Origin of the sequence: Kitasatospora sp. NA04385, assembly GCF_013364235.1 — a bacterium.
Taxonomy (GTDB): domain Bacteria; phylum Actinomycetota; class Actinomycetes; order Streptomycetales; family Streptomycetaceae; genus Kitasatospora.
This window is the reverse complement of the sequence record NZ_CP054919.1, coordinates 7,854,449-7,871,887: the sequence shown is the minus strand read 5'-3', so window position 1 is coordinate 7,871,887 and position 17,439 is coordinate 7,854,449. Positions and strand designations below refer to the sequence as shown.

The window sequence follows — 17,439 nt, the reverse complement described above, 5'->3', positions numbered from 1 at the left end:
CGACGGCCGGGTGGTCCCGACGCCCTCTCCCCCGGGCCCGTCCGGTCGTGCGAGGATCGGCCACCATGGAGATCATCGACAGCGGGCACTTCCGCCCCGCCCCGGACGGTTCGCCCGACTACGCGGAACACCTGAGCGTGCCCGCGCTGAGCTTCGGCACCTACTCGCTGCCGGCCGGCTCCACCGACGACCAGTCGCCGCACCTCCAGGACGAGGTCTACGTGGTCACCCGGGGCCGGGCCCGCTTCACCTCCGGCGGCCGCACCGTGGACGTCAGCCCGGGCAGCTCGCTGTTCGTCCCGGCCCGGGAGGAGCACCGCTTCCACGACATCACCGAGGACTTGGTCGCCCTGGTGCTGTTCGCCCCGGCCTACAGCGGCGTGCCCGGCCCCGACGACCTGGCCTGAGCGGGGCGCAGCAGGACTTCGCTGCCCACGGGGGTGAAGCCGCCGGCCAGGAAGGCGCGCAGGGAGCGGGCGTTGCCGGGGGCGACGGCGGCGAAGAGGGGGGTGCCGGCGGGGAGCAGGGTCAGGGCGTCGCGCAGCAGGGAGCGGCCGTGGCCGCGGCCGCCGTCGCGGGTGTCGTGCAGTTCGATGCCGAGTTCGCGGCGCCCGGCCAGTCCGGTGGCGAGCGTGACCAGTCCGCGTTCGTCGCCGTGCACGGTGACGTCGGTGCGCAGGTCGCGGGCGAAGCGGACCCGCGGGTGGTCGTCGAGGCCGTGCAGGGTGGCGAGCCGGGGCGGGCCGCCGGTGGCGCGGGCGGTGAGCGTGGCGTCGGTGACGCCGATCCAGCCGCCGGGTCCGGCCAGGTGCAGCAGGAAGCCGGGGGCGAGCGATCCGCCGTAGCCGTCCGCACCGGCGGCGGCGACCCGGCGGGCGTCGAGCGCGGTGGCCAGGACGGCGTGCCCGGTGAAGGCGACCGAGCACTCGAGGCCACCGGGCAGCGGCGGCAGCACCGTCACCCGCCCGTCCGCGGGCGGGAAGCGGCCCTCGGCGGCGGCCAGCAGGTACGCCAGCAGGGGGTGCGAGGTGCTGGGCACGGTCAGGGGGAGCCTTTCTCCGGCCGCACGCGGCACGGGAGTTCTCGGAGGGCGGACCACCGGTGTGCCTGCGACCCTATCCGCCGGACCGTCCGGCGCGGCCCCGCCCCGGTGCGCCTGTAGTGCCGGCCGATCCGCCCCCTGTTCCGTGACACCGCGGAACGCCCGACGTGCCGGGGCCGCCCCCGACGGCTGCCGCCCGTCCCCCGCGCCCGCCTGCCGACCCCACCGCGCCCGGGCCGACCGCACCGCAGGACCACGACGCCCTGCTGGACGTGCCGCCGGAGCCGGTCGGCCTGGCCGGGCTGGCCCGGTCGGGGAGCACGGCGACGGCGGGCCGGGTGGTCGCCGTCGTCGTCTCAGTACCCGGAGTCGCGCGAGAGCGCGTCGGGCGTGGCGCGGAAGGCGGGTCCGCGGACGGCGGGCAGTCGGGCCAGGGTGTCGTGGAGCAGCCGGGTGTCGGTCCACAGCCAGTAGCCGCGGGAGGGCGGTTGCGGGTCGTCGCGGGCCAGTTCGGCGCGGAGCCGGTGGCCGATCCGGACGGCGGGCCGGTCGTCGTGGAAGGCGAGGTGGCGCCAGACCTCGACGTGCAACGGGACGGCGCGGGCGCCGGGCGGCGCGGGCCAGACCTCGCCGGTGTGCGGGTGCAGCGGGACGAGGGCGAGGTCGGGGCGGAGGCCGGTGGGCGGCAGGTCGGGGCCGTGCAGGGTGCAGCGTTTGGCGGGGCCGGTGGCGGTGCGCAGGTGGCGGGCGAGTTGCGGGCCGAGGAGTTCGGCGGCGTGCCCGTGCTCGATCCGGACGGGGTGGCCGTCGGCGGCCGCGATCAGGTGCGCGAGCGCCAGGGTGGTCTCCTGCTCGCACCGTTCGTCCCAGCGGCCCCACTCGCTGACCGGCAGCGGCCCGGAGCGGTCGTGGACGAGTTCGGCCCACCCGGCGGGCGGCCGGTCGGGCCCGGCGGGGACGGCGCGCACCGCGCCTGGGTCGAGCCAGACGGCCTGCCAGAACGAGCACTCGTCGTCGCGGCTGCCGACCGGGCGCAGGCAGGCGGCGCAGGACAGGTTGTCACCGGTGATGCCGCAGCAGGCGATGACGGCGCGTTCGCGGACGAGCACGGTGCCGGTGGCGTCGCCGGGGGCGAGCAGCAGCCAGCCGGCGGGGCCGGGGTCGGGGGCGGGATCGACGGCGTACGTCCCGGCGTCCATCAGGACGGGCATCGGGTGGCCGTTGCCCACCGGGTAGTGGGCGTACGGCGGGAACCTGACCCGGGTGAGGGGCCGGGTGAGGGTGCCCCCGCAGTGCGCGCAGGCGAGGATTTCCAAACAGCGCTCCTTCCGGTGCGGGGAGTATCCGCCGGGGCGCGGTTCGGGGGCAAAGGGTTTTCCGGCGGGCCCGGTGCCGCGGAGTGCGGCCGGGCCCGCCGGTCCTCGACGCGGGGTCAGGAGACGGGCGCGTAGGCCCGTTCGATCTGCTGGGTGCCGCTCTCCGTCCGGTAGGAGCGGGCCCAGCGGCTGGTGGCGTCGGGCCTGGTGCGGTCGGAGAGCACGTAGTAGTCCATCTGGGCGCGGTCGGCGGTGATGTCGAGGACGCCGTAGCCGTGCGAGTCGAGGTCGGTCCACTTGACGTGCCGGTTGGCGGCCTGGAGGGCGGCTGCGGCGACCAGGGAGAGCGTGCCGGGGGCGACCTTGAGGATGTCGTCGATGTTGTCGCTGGTGACCGAGGTGACCACGAACTCGGTGGCGGCGCTGCCGGAGGCGGGGTAGGTGGCGGCTTCGAAGGGGACGTCGCAGGCCCAGGCGGAGTGGATGTCGCCGGTGAGGAAGACGGTGTTGGTGATCCGGTGGTCCCTGAGGTGGCCGAGCAGTTCGCGCCGGTCGTGGGTGTAGCCGTCCCACTGGTCGGCGTTGACGGCGAGGCCCTCGCCGGGCAGGCCGAACAGCTGGGCGAGCGGGCGCAGCAGGTAGTCGGGGACGGCGAGGAACGCCACCGGGGAGATCATCACCTCGTTGCCGACCAGCCGCCAGGTGGTGTCGGAGGCGGCCAGTCCGGCCTTGAGCCAGTCGAGTTGGGCCCGGCCGGTGATGGTGCGGTCGGCGGAGTCGACCGCACCGTCGCCGATCGACGCCTGCTGCGAGCGGAAGGAGCGCAGGTCGAGCAGGTGCAGGTCGGCGAGCCTGCCGTAGCGCAGCCGCCGGTAGGTGGTGCCGGCGACGGAGGGGCGGACCGGCATCCACTCGAAGTAGGCCTGTTTGGCGGCGGCGACCCGGGCGGCCCAGTCGCCCTCGGTGCCGGGGGTGTGGTTCTCGGCGCCGCCGGACCAGGCGTCGTTGGCGAACTCGTGGTCGTCCCAGATGGCGATGGTGGGGACGGCGGCGTGCAGGGCCTGCAGGTCGGTGTCGGTCTTGTAGCGGCCGTGCCGGGTGCGGTAGTCGGCGAGGGTGAGGATCTCGTGGGCGGGGGCGTGCGGGCGCACCACGGTGCCGCGGGCGGCGTACGCGCCGGTGGCGTACTCGTAGATGTAGTCGCCGAGGAACAGGAAGGCGTCGAGGTCGCCGCGGGCGGCGAGGTGGCGGTAGGCGGAGAAGTAGCCGGCCTCCCAGTTGGCGCAGGAGGCGACGCCGAGGCGGAGCCGGTCGAGGGCGGCGTCGGCGGCGGGGGTGGTGCGGGTGCGGCCGACGGGGGAGGTCGCGCCGTCGGCGGTGAAGCGGTACCAGTAGGCGGTGTCGGGGCGCAGGCCGCGGACGTCGGCCTTGACGGTGTGGTCGGTGGCGGCGCTGGTGGTGACGGTGCCGGCGGCGGCGACGGCGGTGAAGTCGCGGTCGGTGGCGATCTGCCAGTGCACGGCGGTGTCGGGGCCCAGTCCGGAGCCGGGTGCCGCGTCGGCGGTGGGGGTGAGGCGGGTCCACAGCAGGACGCCGTCGGGCAGCGGGTCACCGGAGGCCACCCCGTGCAGGAAGCGCGGGGTGTCGGCGGCGTCGGCGCGGCCGGCGGCGGCGGTGAGCGGCAGCGCGAGGGCGCCGGCGGTGAGGGCGGCGGCCTGGATCACCCGGCGGCGCGGCGGACGGGGGCCGCCGGACACGGCGGCGGGGACGGCGGCAGGCACGGCGGCGGACGCGGTGGTGCTGGTGGATTCGGTCACGTCACCCGAGACTTACCCATCGGTAATGGCTTGTCCAGTAGGCGTCCTGACTGTTCGTCAGCCCTTCACCTCGGCGCGGCCGAGCCGGGCCCCGGCCGCACCGCGCCCTCACAGCCGGTCGGCGTCGAGCACCGCCCGGACGAACTCGCCGGGCGCCTCCTGGGGCAGGTTGTGGCCGACCCCGTCGACGGTGCGGTGCAGGTAGGGGCCGGCGAACCGGTCGCGGTACGCGCGCCCGTTGCCGGGGAGGGTGAACGGGTCGAGGGCGGGGTCGAGCACGACGGTGGGCACGGTGATCACCGGCCGGTCGGCGAGGCGCCGTTCGTCGGCGTCGTAGCGGCGTTCGCCGCCGGCCAGGCCGAGCCGCCAGCGGTAGTTGTGGACCACGATCTCCGGGTAGTCGGGGTTGTCGAAGGCGGTGGCGGTGCGGTCGAACACCCGCTCCTCGAAGCGCCAGGTGGGCGAGACCGTCTGCCAGACCAGCCGGCACAGGTCGCGGCGCAGCCGGCGGTCGATCAGGGCGCGCCGGCCGCGTTCGGTGCTGAAGTAGTACTGGTACCACCAGGCGTGCTCGGCCTCGGCGCCCAGCGGGTCGGCCTGGGCGTGGACGTCGGTGATCAGGTAACCGCCGACCGACACCAGCGCCTTGACCCGCTCGGGGCGCAGCGCGGCGACGATCGCGGCCGTCCGGGCGCCCCAGTCGAAGCCGGCCAGCAGGGCGCGGCTGATCCCGAGCGAGTCCAGCAGGGCGACCAGGTCCCGGGCGACGGCGGCCTGTTGGGCGTTGCGCGGGGTCTGGTCGGAGCGGAAGCGGGTGCGGCCGTGGCCGCGCAGGTAGGGCACCAGGACGCGGTAGCCGCGCGCCGCGAGCAGCGGGGCGACCTCGGCGTAGCTGTGGATGTCGTAGGGCCAGCCGTGCAGGCAGACCACCACCGGGCCGTCGGGCGGGCCGCACTCGGCGTAGCAGACGGTCAGGTCCCCGGCGGCGACCTGCATCAGCGTCCAGGGCACGGCCAGGCCGTCGGAGAGCACCGGGCCGTAGGAGGCCGCGCGCGGCGGGACGACGTACGCGGACGCCGGGTAGGGCTGGTCCGGGTAACCGGGCTCGGGGTAGCCGGGCTCCGGGTAGCCGGGGGCCAGGTAGGCCGGTTCGGCGTGCGGGGGCAGCAGGTAGGCGGGGCCCGGGTAGGCGGGTGCCGCGTACGCCCGGCCGCCCGCCGCGGCCGCGAAGAGTCCGGTGCCGGCCGCAACCCCCGCCCGGTGGAAGCTCCGCCTGTCCATCCGTCCGCCCTCCGCCCGCAGCCACGCCGTCCGTTGTTCCGTCAGCAAGCATGCCGGAAAAGGGGGTTGACCAGGACGAAGACGCGCCGATCGGACATTTCGGTCATTCGCGGGTGCAAATGCCCCAAACCGTCCGCACGGAGCCCCCGCGCGGACGGCCCGGGGCCGAACGGCGCTGCGCTCAGCAGCCGTTGAGGACGTTGGTGAGCGCGGTCTTCTCGGCGCTGTCCACGGACAGGTTGTAGTAGTACTTCACCTGCACCCAGGCGCGGACGTAGGTGCAGCGGTAGCTCGTGACGGAGGGCAGCCACTCGGCCGGGTCCTTGTCGCCCTTGGCCTGGTTGACGCTGTCGGTGACGGCTATCAGCTGCGGGCGGGTGAGGTCGTTGGCGAAGGCCTGGCGCTGGGCGGTGGTCCAGGCGGAGGCGCCGGAGTCCCAGGCTTCGGCGAGCGGCACCACGTGGTCGATGTCCAGGTCGGAGGCGGCGTGCCAGGTGGCGCCGTCGTACGGGGAGTACCAGCTGCCCGAGGTGGCCGCGCAGTTGGCGTCGGTGACCACGCCGGAGCCGTCCCGCTTGAGCACCGTCTCGCGGGTGTTGCAGGCGCCGGAGATGGTGATCCAGTGCGGGAACAGGTCGCGGTTGTAGCCGGTGCGGTTCTCGGCCTTGACGGTCAACTGGCCCAGGTAGCTGCGGGCGGTGGCGGCGGAGACCGGCGTGGGCAGTGCGGCCTGGGCGGTGCCGGTGCTCGCGGTGACGGCTCCGGCGGCGAGGACGGAGGTGGCGGCGACGGCGGTGAGGCGGCGGAGGAAACGATTCGGCACGGGGGCGCTCCTGGGCTCGGCCATGGGATGGGAGGCGGTGCCGAGCCAGACTGGCAGCCGGGTGTCTATGCGGGTAGATACCGAGCCGTGAAGATTGCATTACCGCCGTGTGGCGATCCGGGCACCCGATGTGAACGTCCCTCACCGGACGCGTCCGGAGGAATTCCTCCGCTGAACCCCGTCCCTCGCCCCCACACGCCCGTCCCCGCATGCCTGCCCCCGCATCCCCGTCCCCCGTATCCTCGTCCTCCGACGCGGAAGGCGGGTGGCATGGAGATCACGGTGCAGTGGGTCAGGACGTCCTGGACGAAGCGCTCCCGGGGCGGCGCGGCCGCCGTCCGCCGCAACGCGGCGCCCGAGGGCTTCGTCCTGCCGCCGGACGCCCCGGGCCCCGGCCATCTGCACACCGTCCGGATGCGGGAGGAGGACGACTTCGCCCCGCGCGAGGCCTGGGAGCCGCTGCGCCGGAGCGGCCTCGACCTGGGCCTGCGGGAGCGGGACGGCCGCCTGCGGGTGCTCCCCGGCATCCTGCCGTTGTACGGTCTGCCGCCGCGCCCCCGCCGACCGCCCGCGGTGCGCCTGCTACCGGGCCAGTGGGTCCGCTGGCAGCTGAACTTCCGTTTCAGCAGCTCGGCCGGCGCGCAGGACTGGTCGTACTGGCTGGACACCTTCAACGTCGCCTACGGCCCGGTGGACGCCGGGGTGTTCCGCGCCGAGCCGACCGTCCTGGTGGACGAGCGGGGCCCGGTGCGCTGATCCGCCGGGCGGGATATCCGGTTGACCGGTGCGGAGGCGACTGCGCATCATCCCGGCATGGAGGAGCCGGAGTTGTGGAACGTGGTGGACGTCGAGGCCACCTGCTGGGAGGGGCAGCCGCCGCCCGGCCAGGTCAGCGAGATCATCGAGATCGGGCTGACGGTGGTCGACCTCACCGCCCTGCGGCGGGTCGGCCGGCACCGTGTCCTGGTCCGCCCGCAGCGCTCGGCCGTCAGCGCGTTCTGCACCGAACTGACCGGCCTAACCCAGCGCGAGGTGGAGACCGGCGTGTCCTTCACCGAGGCCTGCCGGCTGCTGGCCGCCGAGCACGCGGCGGGCCTGCGCCCCTGGGCGAGCTGGGGCGACTACGACCGGCTGCAGTTCACCCGCCAGTGCCGGGCCACCGGCGCCGCCTACCCGTTCGGCCACCGGCACGCCAACGCCAAGGCGGTCTTCACCGACGCCCGCGGCCTGCGCAAGCGCCCCGGCATGGCGCTGGCGCTGGAGCTGGCCGGCCTCCCGCTGGAGGGCCGCCACCACAGCGGCGCGGACGACGCCTGGAACATCGCCGCCCTGGTCCTCTCGCTGGCCGGGACGGACGACTGGCCCCCGCCCCGGGAGGCCGGGGAGACCTGGGAAACCCGGGAACCGACTGTCGGCCGCCGCCCCTAGGGTGGGCGCATGAGCTCCTCCCTGAACGTCTTCCTGCTCGACCCCGCCGCCACCCGGGGCCTGGTCGGCTCCGGCGACGACGGCCTGCTGCGGGCCGTCGGCGACCGCTTCGGCGGCGAACTCGCCTCGGACGACGACTGGTTCTCCTACGAGATCGACAACGGCGCCCCGCGCGCCGCGGAGGCGCTGCGCGCGGTGGTGCACGGCGGCCCCTACTCGGCGGACCGGGGCCACGCCTTCCAGTACGGCTACGCGTACCAGCGCCTGTGCCGGCTGAACGGCGAGTTCCTCGACAACTCCGGCTTCTCCCCGTTCCGGGGCGCCTGGCTGGACGTGGTGGACGAGGGGCTGCGGGAGCTGGGGGTCACCGAGGTCTCGGTGGCGGAGTTCGGCTACGACGGCGGCCTGCCCGCCGGGGTGCCCCGGAGCCTGGAGTACCCGGGCTGCGGCGAGTGGACGCACGCGCAGTGCCGGGCCGCGCTGGCACAGTTCGAGCAGGCCGAACGGGACGGCCACGCACCGGAGTTGCCGCCCGAGACGGCCAAGGCCGCGGCCGACGTGGCCTCCTGGCTCCGCCGGGCCGCGGCACGCCCCGGGCTCGGCGTCATCGGCTTCGTCGCCTGAGCCGCGCGAGCGTCCGACCCCGCCAGACCGTCCGACCTCCAGACCGCCAGACCGCCAGACCGTCCCCGCCGGCGTCAGCCGCCCGCTCCGGGGACGTCCTTGGCGTGCGCGGCGGCGAGCAGCCGGTAGCCCTCGCCGTTGGCCCGGATGCCGGCCCGCTCCTCCTCGGTGAGCTCCCGCTTGACCTTGGCGGGGACGCCGGCGACCAGCGAGCCGGGCGGCACCCGCATGCCCTGCGGGACGACCGCGCCGGCCGCGACCAGCGAACCCGCGCCGATCAGGGCGCCGTTGAGCACGGTGGCGCTCATCCCGATCAGCACGTCGTCCTCGACGGTGCAGCCGTGCAGGACGGCGTTGTGGCCGACCGAGATCCGCTCGCCGAGGACGGCGGGGAAGGACGGGTCGGCGTGGACGGTGCAGTTGTCCTGGATGTTGGTCCCGGCGCCGACGGTGATCCGCTCGGCGTCGCCGCGCAGCACCGCGCCGTACCAGACGCTGGCCCCGGCTGCGACGGTCACCGCGCCGAGCACCACCGCGCCGGGCGCGACGAACGCTTCGGGGTCGACCTGCGGGTGCAGTCCGCCGACGGCGGCGATCAGGGGTTCGGCCACGGGGGCACCTCCGGTGCGGGACGGGCGGGCTGACGGGGCGGCGGGTGCCGCGCCGGGCCCAGTCTTGCGTACCGGGTGGTAACCGGGCCACCACGTACGCCGGTCCGCCGGTCCGGGCTCAGTCGCTGTCGCGGCGTTCGACCACCAGGACGCGGGCCTGCGGCGCCGGGTGCGCCACGTGCTCGTCGCCGGGCTCGACGGCGCAGATCCGGCCGGGGGTCAGGTGCTCGACGCGCTCCTCGCCGTCGACCCGGTAGTGCATGTCGACGGCGCCGTCGAGGACCACGAACACCTCCGGCCCGTCGTTGACGTGCCAGCGGTAGGGGCGGTCCGTCCAGTGCAGGCGGACGGTGGCGTCGTCCAGCGCGGCGAGGCCGATCGACCCCCAGGGGCGGTCGGCGGTGAAGTCGGCGGCGTCGAGGAAGCGCACTGGTCAGGTCCTTGGGTCCACGGCCGCAGGTCCGGCCCGGCGCGACCATGCTGGCCCGGGGCCGGGCGGGCCGACCAGTGGCGGGAACGCCGGAGTACCTCGATTTCCTGCCACCCGCGCCCGGCCCGCCGTCCGCCCGCACGCCCTCGTGCCGCACCCGCCCCGGCCTCCCACCCGCATCCCATCCGCAGCCCACCCGCTCCGCCGCCGCGCCGCCCCGGGCCCGGTCACCTGCCGGACTTCGGCGGCCAGTGGTCGAGCGGGAGCGGGCCCCGGGAGCGGACGGTGCGGATGGCGAAGGTGGAGCGGGCGTCGCGGACCGGGCCGACGGCGAGGATCTCGTCCAGCAGGACCTGCTCGTAGGTGGCCAGGTCCGGTACGGCGATCTCCACCAGGAAGTCGGCCTCGCCGGAGACCACGTGGCAGGCGACCACGGCGGGGATCGCGCACAGCGACTCCTCGATGTGCCGGGAGGTCTCCCGCGAGTGCTGCTCGACCCGCAGCGCGACGAACACCGTCAGCCCCAACCCGACCCGGTCCCGGTCGAGTTCGGCCCGGTACCCGGCGATCACCCCGTCCGCCTCCAGCGCCTTGGTGCGGCGCAGCGCGGAGGAGGGCGAGAGCCGGACGGCCTCGGCGAGATCGACGTTGGGGGTCCGGCCGTGGCGCTGGAGGTGGGCCAGGATGGCCCGGTCGATGCGGTCGTACTGGGGGCTCGATGACATGCTGCGCACCCTAGCAGCACCCCGGCGGGATCGTCCTCGTTCCGCCCCGTTCCCGGCACGGCGTGCCGCCGGACCGCCTGCTGGCGACAGGATCGGCCACGCGGCCCCGCGAACCCCCGGCAGGATCCACCACCCGGCCACATCCCGCCGCACCCCGCCGTACCCCGCCGACCCGGGCGGCCTCGTCCGCGGTGCGCGCTCCCTCCCGTTCGGGCCACCTCGGCATCCCGTGCCGCCGCACCGCCCTCCCGCGGCAGGATCTGCCGTCGAAGGCCCGGCACGGAGCGTTCTTCGCCAGCGGGTGCCGCGCGATCCGGGCCAGGATCGGGGCATGACCGACACCGCGTCAGCACCCCGCCCCCGCCCGTCCGCCCGCTCCTCCTCTCCGGCCCCCTCCTCCCCCGGCACGCTCTCCACCGCCGGGGCGTCCGCGCTGTACATCGGCGCGCTGCTCGGCCCCAGCCTGCTGCTGCTCCCGGGGCTAGCGGCGCGCGCGGCGGGCCCGGCCTCGCTGCTGGCGTGGCTGGCGCTGCTGGGGCTGTCCGGTCTGATCGCAACGGTGTTCTGCGCGCTCGGCACCCGGCTGGGCTCGGCCGGCGGGGTCGCCGGGTACACGGCCGCGGGGCTGGGCGCGCGGGCGGGCCGGGCCGCCGGGTGGTGCTTCCTGGCGGGGGTGGTCGCGGGCGCGCCGGTGGTCTGCCTGATCGGCGGGAGCTACGCGGCGGCGGCCGTCGGCGCCGACCAGGGCACCGCCGTCCGGGCCGGGCTGGTGCTGCTGGCGCTGGTGCTGGCGGTCCGGCTGCTGGGGGTGCGGACCGGGGCGGGGCTCCAACTGGTGCTGGTGTCCGGGCTGGTGGGCCTGGTGCTGTTCGCGGTGCTGGGGTCGGCCCCGGCCGCCCGGGCCGCGCACTGGACGCCGTTCCTGCCGCACGGCTGGGCGGGTGTCGCGCGGGCCGCGCCGCCGCTGATGTTCGCGTTCGTGGGCTGGGAGGCCGCCGCCTCGCTGACCACCCGGCTGCGCGACCCGCACCGCCAGCTGCGCCGGGTGGTGCTGATCGCCTTCGCCGTCACCGCGCTGCTCTGCCTGGGCCTGGCGGCCGCGACGGTGGCCGTGCTCGGCCCGGGCGCGGGCGGCTCCGTCCCGCTGGCCGACCTGATGCGCGCCGCGCTCGGCTCCCGGGGGCCGCTGCTGGCCGCCGGTGCGGCGGTGGTCCTCACCCTGGCCGCCACCAACACCTACCTGACGGGCGCCGCCGCCCTGCTGGACGCCCTGCTCCCGTCCGGTGCGGCGTCGGGCCGGCGCGGCTCGCTCGCGGTGGTCGCGGCCACCGCGCTCACCGGCGCCCCGCTGTTCGCCCTGGTCGGGACGGGCGCCCTGACGACCGCCCAACTGGTGGCCGTGCCCACGGCGCTGTTCCTCACCGTCTACCTGACCTGCACGGCCGCGGCGGTCCGGGTCCTGGACGGCCTGCCGCGGCTGGCCGCCGCCGTGAGCTGCCCGGCGGTGCTGGCACTGCTGCTCGGCACGGGGTGGCCGGTGCTCGCCGCCGCCGCGGTGGCCCTCACCGCCGCCACCCTCGGTCGAACGGGCGGCCGCCCCTCGTCCGCGCATTCCGCCGCAGGTCAGCAGGGTTCACCGGCCCGTGGGGTTTGACTGCGAACGGCTACCGCGCGCCACGAGGACGGTCCGATGATCGGTCAATGGACCATGCCCCGGGCGATTACCTCCCGCCGCTGCCACCACTGCCGCCGCTGCCCTCGCTGCCCGTCCTGCCCCCGCTCCCTCCACTCCCCCCGCTCTGTCCGCTCCCGCTGCCGCACCACCCGCCCTGGCACTGGGACTGGCACTGCCACCACCCGAAGCCCACGCCCACGCCCACCCCCACCCCCACTGCGCACCCGACACCGACTCCCGCCCCCACCCCCGCTCCCACTGCGCACCCGACCCCGACCCCGACCCCCGCAGCGCCCCCCGCCCCCAGCACCCCGCATCCGACACCACCCCAGGCCCCGCCCGCCATCGACCACCCCCACCCCCAGGCCACAACTCCGGCCCCGAGCCCGGTGGTTCAGGCGGCGAGCGCCCCACCCGCCCCGGCTCCCACCTCCACTCCCACTCCTACCCCCACCCCCGCTCCCACCGCTTCGCCCTCGACGCTGGTCGCCGTACCCCGGCCGGAGCCCCCGGCCGCCGGGCCGGGCCCGATCGAGCCCTCGGTCTGGGCGAGCGTCCTGCTCGTCACCGTCCTGCTGCCGGCCGCGCTCGCGGCCCTCGCCGGGCAGCACTTCGCCTTCTCCAGGAGGAGCCGTTGAATCCCGCTCCGTTGCTCGGCGCCCTCGGGGCCATGGTGCTCGCGGTGGGCGCGCTCGCGGTGGCGCACCGGGTGCGCCCCGAGGTGCCGGAGGGCGAGCCGTTCCCGGAACCGCACCCCACGCTCGGGGCGATCGGCTCCGGCCTGCTGTCCGGGTTCACCCTGCTGACCGGCTTCCTGATCGCCACCGGCTGGGCCGCGCACAGCACCGGCATCGTCCCGCCCGACGGCCTGTACGTCGCGGACCTCGCGGCGGGCGGCTCCGTCCTGCTGTACCCGTCGCTCGCGGGGCTGCCGTTCACGCCCCGGTACGTCACCGCGGTGTGCCTGTTCGGGCTGCTGGTCGGCTACGTGATGGTGACGGCCGTCCAGCTCCGCCCCTGACGGCGCGCGGGGAGGGACGGAGGTGCCCCGCCGGCCCACGGGTGGGGGGTGGCCGACGGGGCTGGGGAGGATGGCTCAGGAGGTGGTGCAGGCGGCGCCGTTCAGCGTGAAGGCGCTCGGGGCGGTGTTGTTCGACCCGTAGGTGGCCTGCAACCCGAAGCCGGTGGACGCTCCGGCCGCCAGGGTGCCGTTGTAGCCGAGGTCGGTGGCGGTGACGGTGGCGCCGCTCTGGACGACGGTGGCGTTCCAGGCACTGGTGATCTTCTGGTCACCGGGGAACGTCCAGGCCAGCTTCCAGCCGGAGATCGTCGCGCTGCCGGTGTTCTTCACCGTGACGTCGGCGGTGAAGCCGCCCGTCCAGGAGTTGGCCCGGTACGCGACCGAGCAGGACGCGTTCCCGGTCGGCGGCTGGGACGTCGGCGGCTGCGAGGTGGGCGGCTGCGACGTCGGCGGCTGGGTGGACGGGGACGGGGACGGGGACGGCGTGCTCGGGTCGGCCGCGTTCTGCGCCAGCTGGTAGGCGATGTCGGGGACGAACGTCCCGGCCGCGGCGGCGCAGCCGTCGGCCTCGCCCGGGGGCTTGATCCACAGGAAGGCGTCGATCGCGCTGTCGTTGGTCGCGGCGGTCGGGTAGTTGCCGATCTTGCGGCCGGACGGGTCGCACCAGACGCTGCCGGACGGGCCGTTGCCGTTGCGGCTGGTGTCGATGACGGCGTGCAGGTTGCCGGGGTTGCCGAGGGCGCCCAGCACGTTGTGGGCGAACGAGGCTTCGTTGGCGGTGGTGTTGAAGTTGGAGACGTTGGTGAAGAAGCCGTCCGCGGTGAGCACGCCCGCGCCGCGCAGCCGGTTGGCCTGCTCGGAGGCGGAGTTCCAGGTGGAGTGGCCGCCGTCGAGGTAGACCTTGGCGTTCGGGCTGGCGGCGTGGATGGTGTTCACGGCGCGGGCCAGCGAGGCGAAGCGGTCGTTCTGCTGCTGGGCGCTGAGACAGGTGGTGAGCGCGATCGAGTCGGGCTCCAGCACCACGACCGAACGCGAACTCCCGAGCCCGGCCGCGAACTTGGCGACCCAGGCGTCGTACGAGCCGAGGTCGGGGGCGCCGCCCGCCGAGGCGCCGCCGCAGTCCCGGTTGGGGATCATGTAGGCCACCAGCACGGGGACCTGTCCGGCCTGGGAGGCGGCCGAGGTGACCGTGCGGACGTCGGAGGTGACGGTGTCCGGGCGGTAGTTGGCGAACCAGATGCCCTGCGGCTGGCTGGCGATCCGCTTGGAGATCACCGGCGTCCGGGAGTCCCCGGGGTTGGCGGCGACCCACCGGACGGCCTGGGAGGTCGGGTCCTTGTAGAACCGGGTGTCCGGGGCGAGGCTGCCCTGCACGGCGGCGTCGGCACCGCCCTGGGCGACGGCCACCAGGCCGACGGCGGCGGTCGCGGCGGCGAGGGCGAGCGCGGCGGCGCGCCGGGTCGGCCGGACGGCCGGGACGGCGGTGCGCTGGTCGGGGTCGGGGGTGTGCACGGTGTCCTCCGGGGGGTGCTCTCGGGTGGGAGAGGCGGCCGGCATCGAGGTGGGTCCATGCTGACCGGGGACGATGTGGGAACCGAAGCGTGGGAGCGCTCCCGCATCGAACCGCGGCCGATGCTAGCGGCCCGACCCGGCCCGGCGGCAGGCCCCGGACCCGGCGAACTCCCGCCGTTCCGGCCGCCCCTGACGGGCGTTCGCCCTGTCGAACCGCTGTCGAACGCGCCCTTCGCACACGTTCCGCCCCACTTCGGGAGGGGGTCGGAAAACCCGCCGCGACCGCGAAACTTTCACGCCCGGGGGCGGCTCCGGGGCGGCGGGAGCGGCGATCAGCGGCTCCGGTGCGACCGGTGCGGCAGTGCGGCGGTTCAGCCGGTTCAGCCCAGCCGTGCGGTGGCGAGGTGCACCTTGAACCCGCAGGGGACGGTCCCCTGCGGCGTCGTCAGCTCGCGCACCTCCGCGAGGAAGTCGCCGTGCAGGCGCTCCACGGCCGCCGGGTCGAGCGGGCCGAGGTCGTAGAGGCCGGAGACGGCGGCCCACACCCGTTCGGCCGGGCCGCTCAGGTCGATCGGGACGGTCTCCCAGTCGGCCGCCGCGAAGCCCGCCGGGGCGAGGAGCTCGTCCAGCCCGGCCCGGCTGCGGGTGCGCCGGTCGCCCAGCGCCGGGATGCGCCGCTCGGCGGGCAGGTCGCCGAGCGAGCGCCGCAGCAGGGCGCCGAACCGTTCGTAGGCCTCGCCGCCGACCGCCCCGCCGCCGAGCACGCAGGCCAGCACCCCGCCGGGGGCCAGCACCCGCGCCACCTCGGCGGCGACCTGTTCGGCGTCCCCCATCAGCATCAGCGCCAGGTGGGACACGCAGGCGTCGAAGGAGCCGTCGGCGAACGGGAGCCGCTGGGCCCGGCCGACCTCCAGCCGCGCCCCGGCGAGGGCCGGCCGCCGCCGGGCCAGCGCGACGGCCTGCGGCGACAGGTCGATCCCGGCCAGCCGCCGCCCCCGCGGTCCGGCCAGCAGTTCCAGTAGCAGGCCGTCCCCGCACCCGAGGTCCAGGACGCTCGCGCACCCCGCGACCCGGTCCCGCAGCAACTCGTAGCTGGAGCGGCCGTCCGGCGCCCGCCCCCACCCGAACGCCTCGCCGGTCACCGCGGGGCGCTCGGCGTGGAACGCCCGCAGGAATGCCTCTTGCGTTGCCGTGTCGGTGGTCATCCCCCCACGCTACGCGGCACCCCGCCCGCAACTGCCGCGATTCCCACCGCGGTCGACCACCCGGGCCCGGACCGGCGGCGGGCCCGGACCGGCGGCGATTCGGAAGCCGGCCGCCCTCCGCGGGATCGAGCGCCGTGGCCGCCGTGGCCGCCGCACCCCGCCGGAGCGCCGGGGCGTCAGCCAGACCGCGTCGACCGGCAGTTCGGCGAGCCGCCACTCCAGCATGCCGTCGTTGAGCCGCAGGGCCCGCCGGCCCCGGGCGCGCAGCAGGCGGACGGCGTCGTGGGCGAGGGCGCAGTAGGCGCCCCGGCAGTGGACGACGACCTCGCTGTCGGCGGGGAGTTCGCCGATCCGGTCGGCGAGTTCCCCGACCGGGATGGAGAGCGCGCCGGGGATGTGCCCGGCGGCGCACTCCTCGGCGGGGGAGGGTCTGGAGGTGGGCGGAGGCGGTGGTGAGGTTGAGGCCGGCGGCTCGGGCGAGCGCGTCGACGGGGTGCTCGCCCTGGGCGAGCAGGTCGAGCAGGTCGAGGCGCTTGCCGTTGGAGAGCGCCTCGCCGGTGGCGGCGAACGCCTCGTACAGTCCGCTCTTCGCGGCCCGGTCCGCCGCCGCGGCCACCCCGTTCCTCGCGGATTCCATGGAATAGGGCTACCTCTCGGCCGTTTCCCGTTCCTGCGGTTCGCGGGCGGGTGCGGGCAGGTCGAGGGTGGCGATGTCCTCGCCCGCCGCGAGCATCCGGTTCAGCAGGGCGGGCCGGCCCAGCAGCGTGTTGCGCAGCCACAGTCCGCGGGCGGTGCGCGGGGCGAGGAAGGGGCCGGTGCGGTCGCCGCCGCGCTGGCAGCGCTCGGCGTAGGGGCGGACGGTGCGCTCGTAGCGGGTGAGCGCGGCGCGGTGGTCGCCGTCGGCGCGGGCGAGTTCGGTGGCCAGCACGTACGCGGCGACCAGGGCGGTGCCGGTGCCCATGCCGCCGATGGTGGCGCCGCAGGCGGCGTCGCCGAGCAGGGCGATCCGGCCGTCGGACCAGGCGGGGACGTCGGCGCGGCTGATCGAGTCGACGTACAGGTCGCGGTCGTCGGCCTCGTCCAGGGTGGCGAGCAACTGCGGGACGGGGTGCGGCAGGTCGGCGAAGCGTGCGCGCAGCAGGGCCCGGAGACCGGCGGGGTCGTGCCGGTCGAGGGCGAGTTCGGGGGAGGCGAACAGCAGGAAGGCGCCGGCCCGTTCGGGGTCGCGGGGGTCGGCACCGGCGGCGGCGAGCCGGCCGGGGGCGTTGACGCCGGTGCTGCCGGCGGGCAGGCCGAGGCGGTTGGCGAAGGGCCAGGTGGCGGCGTAGTAGCCGAGGTGGCGGACGTACTGCCGTTCGGGGCCGAAGGCGAGGGCGCGGACCCGGGAGTGCAGTCCGTCGGCGCCGACCACCAGGTCGAAGCGGCGCCCGGGGGCGTGCCGGAAGTCGACGTCGACGCCCTCGGCGTCCTGCCGCAGGGCGGTGACGGTGTCGCCGAACAGGTACTCGGTGCCGGGTGCGCTGCGCCGGTGCAGCAGCCGGACGAGTTCGCCGCGCCGGATCTCCACCTCGCCGCCGGCGAACTCGGCGGGCAGCCGCAGCCGGGTCCGGCCGCGGACGTCGGTGAAGACCATCGGGGTGCCGCCGGTCTGCCGCTCGCGCAGTTCCGCCAGCAGGCCCATCCGCCGCAGGACGGTCAGGTGGGTCGGCCCGCGGAAGTCGACGGCCTGGCCGCCGGCCCGCAGCCCGGGGGCGAGTTCGACCACGGTGGGCCGGTGCCCGTACCTGGCCAGCCAGTACGCGAGCGCGGGGCCGCCGATGCCGGCGCCGGAGATCAGGATGCGCACGGGAGTTCCTCCCCATAAATTGCTTCCACTGGACGCAGTTCGATGCTGTGTACGGTAGACGCAGTTGCGGGCCGCGCACAAGG

General features: G+C 75.9%; 19 protein-coding genes and 1 pseudogene. 7 read left to right on the top strand and 13 right to left on the bottom strand.

Features of this window, described 5'->3' with window-relative positions:
* Nucleotides 1–65 precede the first annotated feature (65 nt).
* Nucleotides 66–407 carry a cupin domain-containing protein gene (locus HUT16_RS34855; RefSeq protein WP_176191994.1) on the top strand — a complete coding sequence of 114 codons (342 nt, stop codon included), beginning with the start codon at nt 66–68 and terminating at the stop codon, nt 405–407.
* Here the strand turns inward: HUT16_RS34855 and HUT16_RS34850 are convergent.
* From HUT16_RS34850 to HUT16_RS34830, 5 genes are all read right to left on the bottom strand, one after another.
* A complete protein-coding gene (locus tag HUT16_RS34850) occupies nt 371–1,039 on the bottom strand; it encodes a hypothetical protein (RefSeq protein ID WP_176191993.1) in 669 nt (222 codons plus the stop codon). The two genes, HUT16_RS34855 and HUT16_RS34850, sit on opposite strands and share 37 nt — an antisense overlap.
* A gap of 359 nt (nt 1,040–1,398) precedes the next feature.
* Nucleotides 1,399–2,358, bottom strand: a complete 960-nt coding sequence (locus tag HUT16_RS34845) for a hypothetical protein (RefSeq protein WP_176191992.1) — start codon at nt 2,356–2,358, stop codon at nt 1,399–1,401.
* 116 nt (nt 2,359–2,474) lie between these two features.
* Entirely contained in the window at nt 2,475–4,139 is a 1,665-nt protein-coding gene (locus HUT16_RS34840) for an alkaline phosphatase (RefSeq protein WP_176193026.1), read from the bottom strand.
* 144 nt (nt 4,140–4,283) lie between these two features.
* Nucleotides 4,284–5,456 carry an alpha/beta fold hydrolase gene (locus HUT16_RS34835; protein ID WP_254898140.1) on the bottom strand — a complete coding sequence of 391 codons (1,173 nt, stop codon included), beginning with the start codon at nt 5,454–5,456 and terminating at the stop codon, nt 4,284–4,286.
* A 181-nt stretch (nt 5,457–5,637) separates the two neighbouring features.
* Complete coding sequence (locus HUT16_RS34830; protein ID WP_176191991.1) at nt 5,638–6,303, bottom strand: HNH endonuclease family protein; 666 nt, start codon at nt 6,301–6,303, stop codon at nt 5,638–5,640.
* Nucleotides 6,304–6,549: 246 nt separating this feature from the next.
* Between HUT16_RS34830 and HUT16_RS34825 the strand changes: the two genes are divergently transcribed.
* The 3 genes from HUT16_RS34825 to HUT16_RS34815 are packed head-to-tail and all read left to right on the top strand — an operon-like array spanning nt 6,550 to nt 8,331.
* Nucleotides 6,550–7,035 carry a hypothetical protein gene (locus HUT16_RS34825; protein WP_176191990.1) on the top strand — a complete coding sequence of 162 codons (486 nt, stop codon included), beginning with the start codon at nt 6,550–6,552 and terminating at the stop codon, nt 7,033–7,035.
* 57 nt (nt 7,036–7,092) lie between these two features.
* Nucleotides 7,093–7,707: a 3'-5' exonuclease gene (locus HUT16_RS34820; protein WP_176191989.1), complete on the top strand. Its 615-nt coding sequence runs from the start codon at nt 7,093–7,095 to the stop codon at nt 7,705–7,707.
* A gap of 9 nt (nt 7,708–7,716) precedes the next feature.
* A complete protein-coding gene (locus HUT16_RS34815) occupies nt 7,717–8,331 on the top strand; it encodes a hypothetical protein (RefSeq protein WP_176191988.1) in 615 nt (204 codons plus the stop codon).
* Nucleotides 8,332–8,405: 74 nt separating this feature from the next.
* Here the strand turns inward: HUT16_RS34815 and HUT16_RS34810 are convergent, their stop codons facing one another.
* The 3 genes from HUT16_RS34810 to HUT16_RS34800 all read right to left on the bottom strand — a co-directional run bounded on the left by HUT16_RS34810 (nt 8,406) and on the right by HUT16_RS34800 (nt 10,097).
* On the bottom strand, nt 8,406–8,942 hold the full coding sequence (locus tag HUT16_RS34810) for a gamma carbonic anhydrase family protein (RefSeq protein WP_176191987.1): 537 nt from the start codon (nt 8,940–8,942) through the stop codon (nt 8,406–8,408).
* 118 nt (nt 8,943–9,060) lie between these two features.
* Nucleotides 9,061–9,372 (bottom strand): cupin, encoded by a 312-nt coding sequence (locus HUT16_RS34805; RefSeq protein ID WP_176191986.1) that lies wholly within the window; start codon nt 9,370–9,372, stop codon nt 9,061–9,063.
* A 227-nt stretch (nt 9,373–9,599) separates the two neighbouring features.
* Entirely contained in the window at nt 9,600–10,097 is a 498-nt protein-coding gene (locus HUT16_RS34800; RefSeq protein WP_176191985.1) for an Lrp/AsnC family transcriptional regulator, read from the bottom strand.
* Between the two features lie 331 nt (nt 10,098–10,428).
* Between HUT16_RS34800 and HUT16_RS34795 the strand changes: the two genes are divergently transcribed.
* The 3 genes from HUT16_RS34795 (at nt 10,429) to HUT16_RS34785 (ending at nt 12,793) form a co-directional block, all read left to right on the top strand.
* On the top strand, nt 10,429–11,751 hold the full coding sequence (locus HUT16_RS34795; protein ID WP_254898139.1) for an APC family permease: 1,323 nt from the start codon (nt 10,429–10,431) through the stop codon (nt 11,749–11,751).
* A 410-nt stretch (nt 11,752–12,161) separates the two neighbouring features.
* Nucleotides 12,162–12,410 (top strand): hypothetical protein, encoded by a 249-nt coding sequence (locus HUT16_RS34790; RefSeq protein WP_176191984.1) that lies wholly within the window; start codon nt 12,162–12,164, stop codon nt 12,408–12,410.
* Nucleotides 12,407–12,793 (top strand): hypothetical protein, encoded by a 387-nt coding sequence (locus HUT16_RS34785; RefSeq protein WP_176191983.1) that lies wholly within the window; start codon nt 12,407–12,409, stop codon nt 12,791–12,793. The genes HUT16_RS34790 and HUT16_RS34785 overlap by 4 nt, the downstream gene beginning before the upstream one ends.
* A 75-nt stretch (nt 12,794–12,868) precedes the next feature.
* Here HUT16_RS34785 and HUT16_RS34780 read toward each other — a convergent pair whose 3' ends face one another.
* From HUT16_RS34780 to HUT16_RS34765, 5 genes and pseudogenes are all read right to left on the bottom strand, one after another.
* Nucleotides 12,869–14,305 carry a glycoside hydrolase family 6 protein gene (locus tag HUT16_RS34780; RefSeq protein ID WP_254898138.1) on the bottom strand — a complete coding sequence of 479 codons (1,437 nt, stop codon included), beginning with the start codon at nt 14,303–14,305 and terminating at the stop codon, nt 12,869–12,871.
* Nucleotides 14,306–14,685: 380 nt separating this feature from the next.
* Complete coding sequence (locus HUT16_RS34775) at nt 14,686–15,510, bottom strand: class I SAM-dependent methyltransferase (protein WP_176191981.1); 825 nt, start codon at nt 15,508–15,510, stop codon at nt 14,686–14,688.
* Nucleotides 15,511–15,519: 9 nt separating this feature from the next.
* Nucleotides 15,520–15,888, bottom strand: a complete 369-nt coding sequence (locus HUT16_RS38940) for a hypothetical protein (protein WP_254898421.1) — start codon at nt 15,886–15,888, stop codon at nt 15,520–15,522.
* Nucleotides 15,889–15,976: 88 nt separating this feature from the next.
* Nucleotides 15,977–16,147 (bottom strand): annotated as a pseudogene (locus tag HUT16_RS38935) (hypothetical protein); the annotation flags it as partial.
* A gap of 9 nt (nt 16,148–16,156) precedes the next feature.
* Nucleotides 16,157–17,356: an FAD-dependent monooxygenase gene (locus tag HUT16_RS34765; RefSeq protein WP_176191980.1), complete on the bottom strand. Its 1,200-nt coding sequence runs from the start codon at nt 17,354–17,356 to the stop codon at nt 16,157–16,159.
* Nucleotides 17,357–17,439 lie beyond the last annotated feature (83 nt).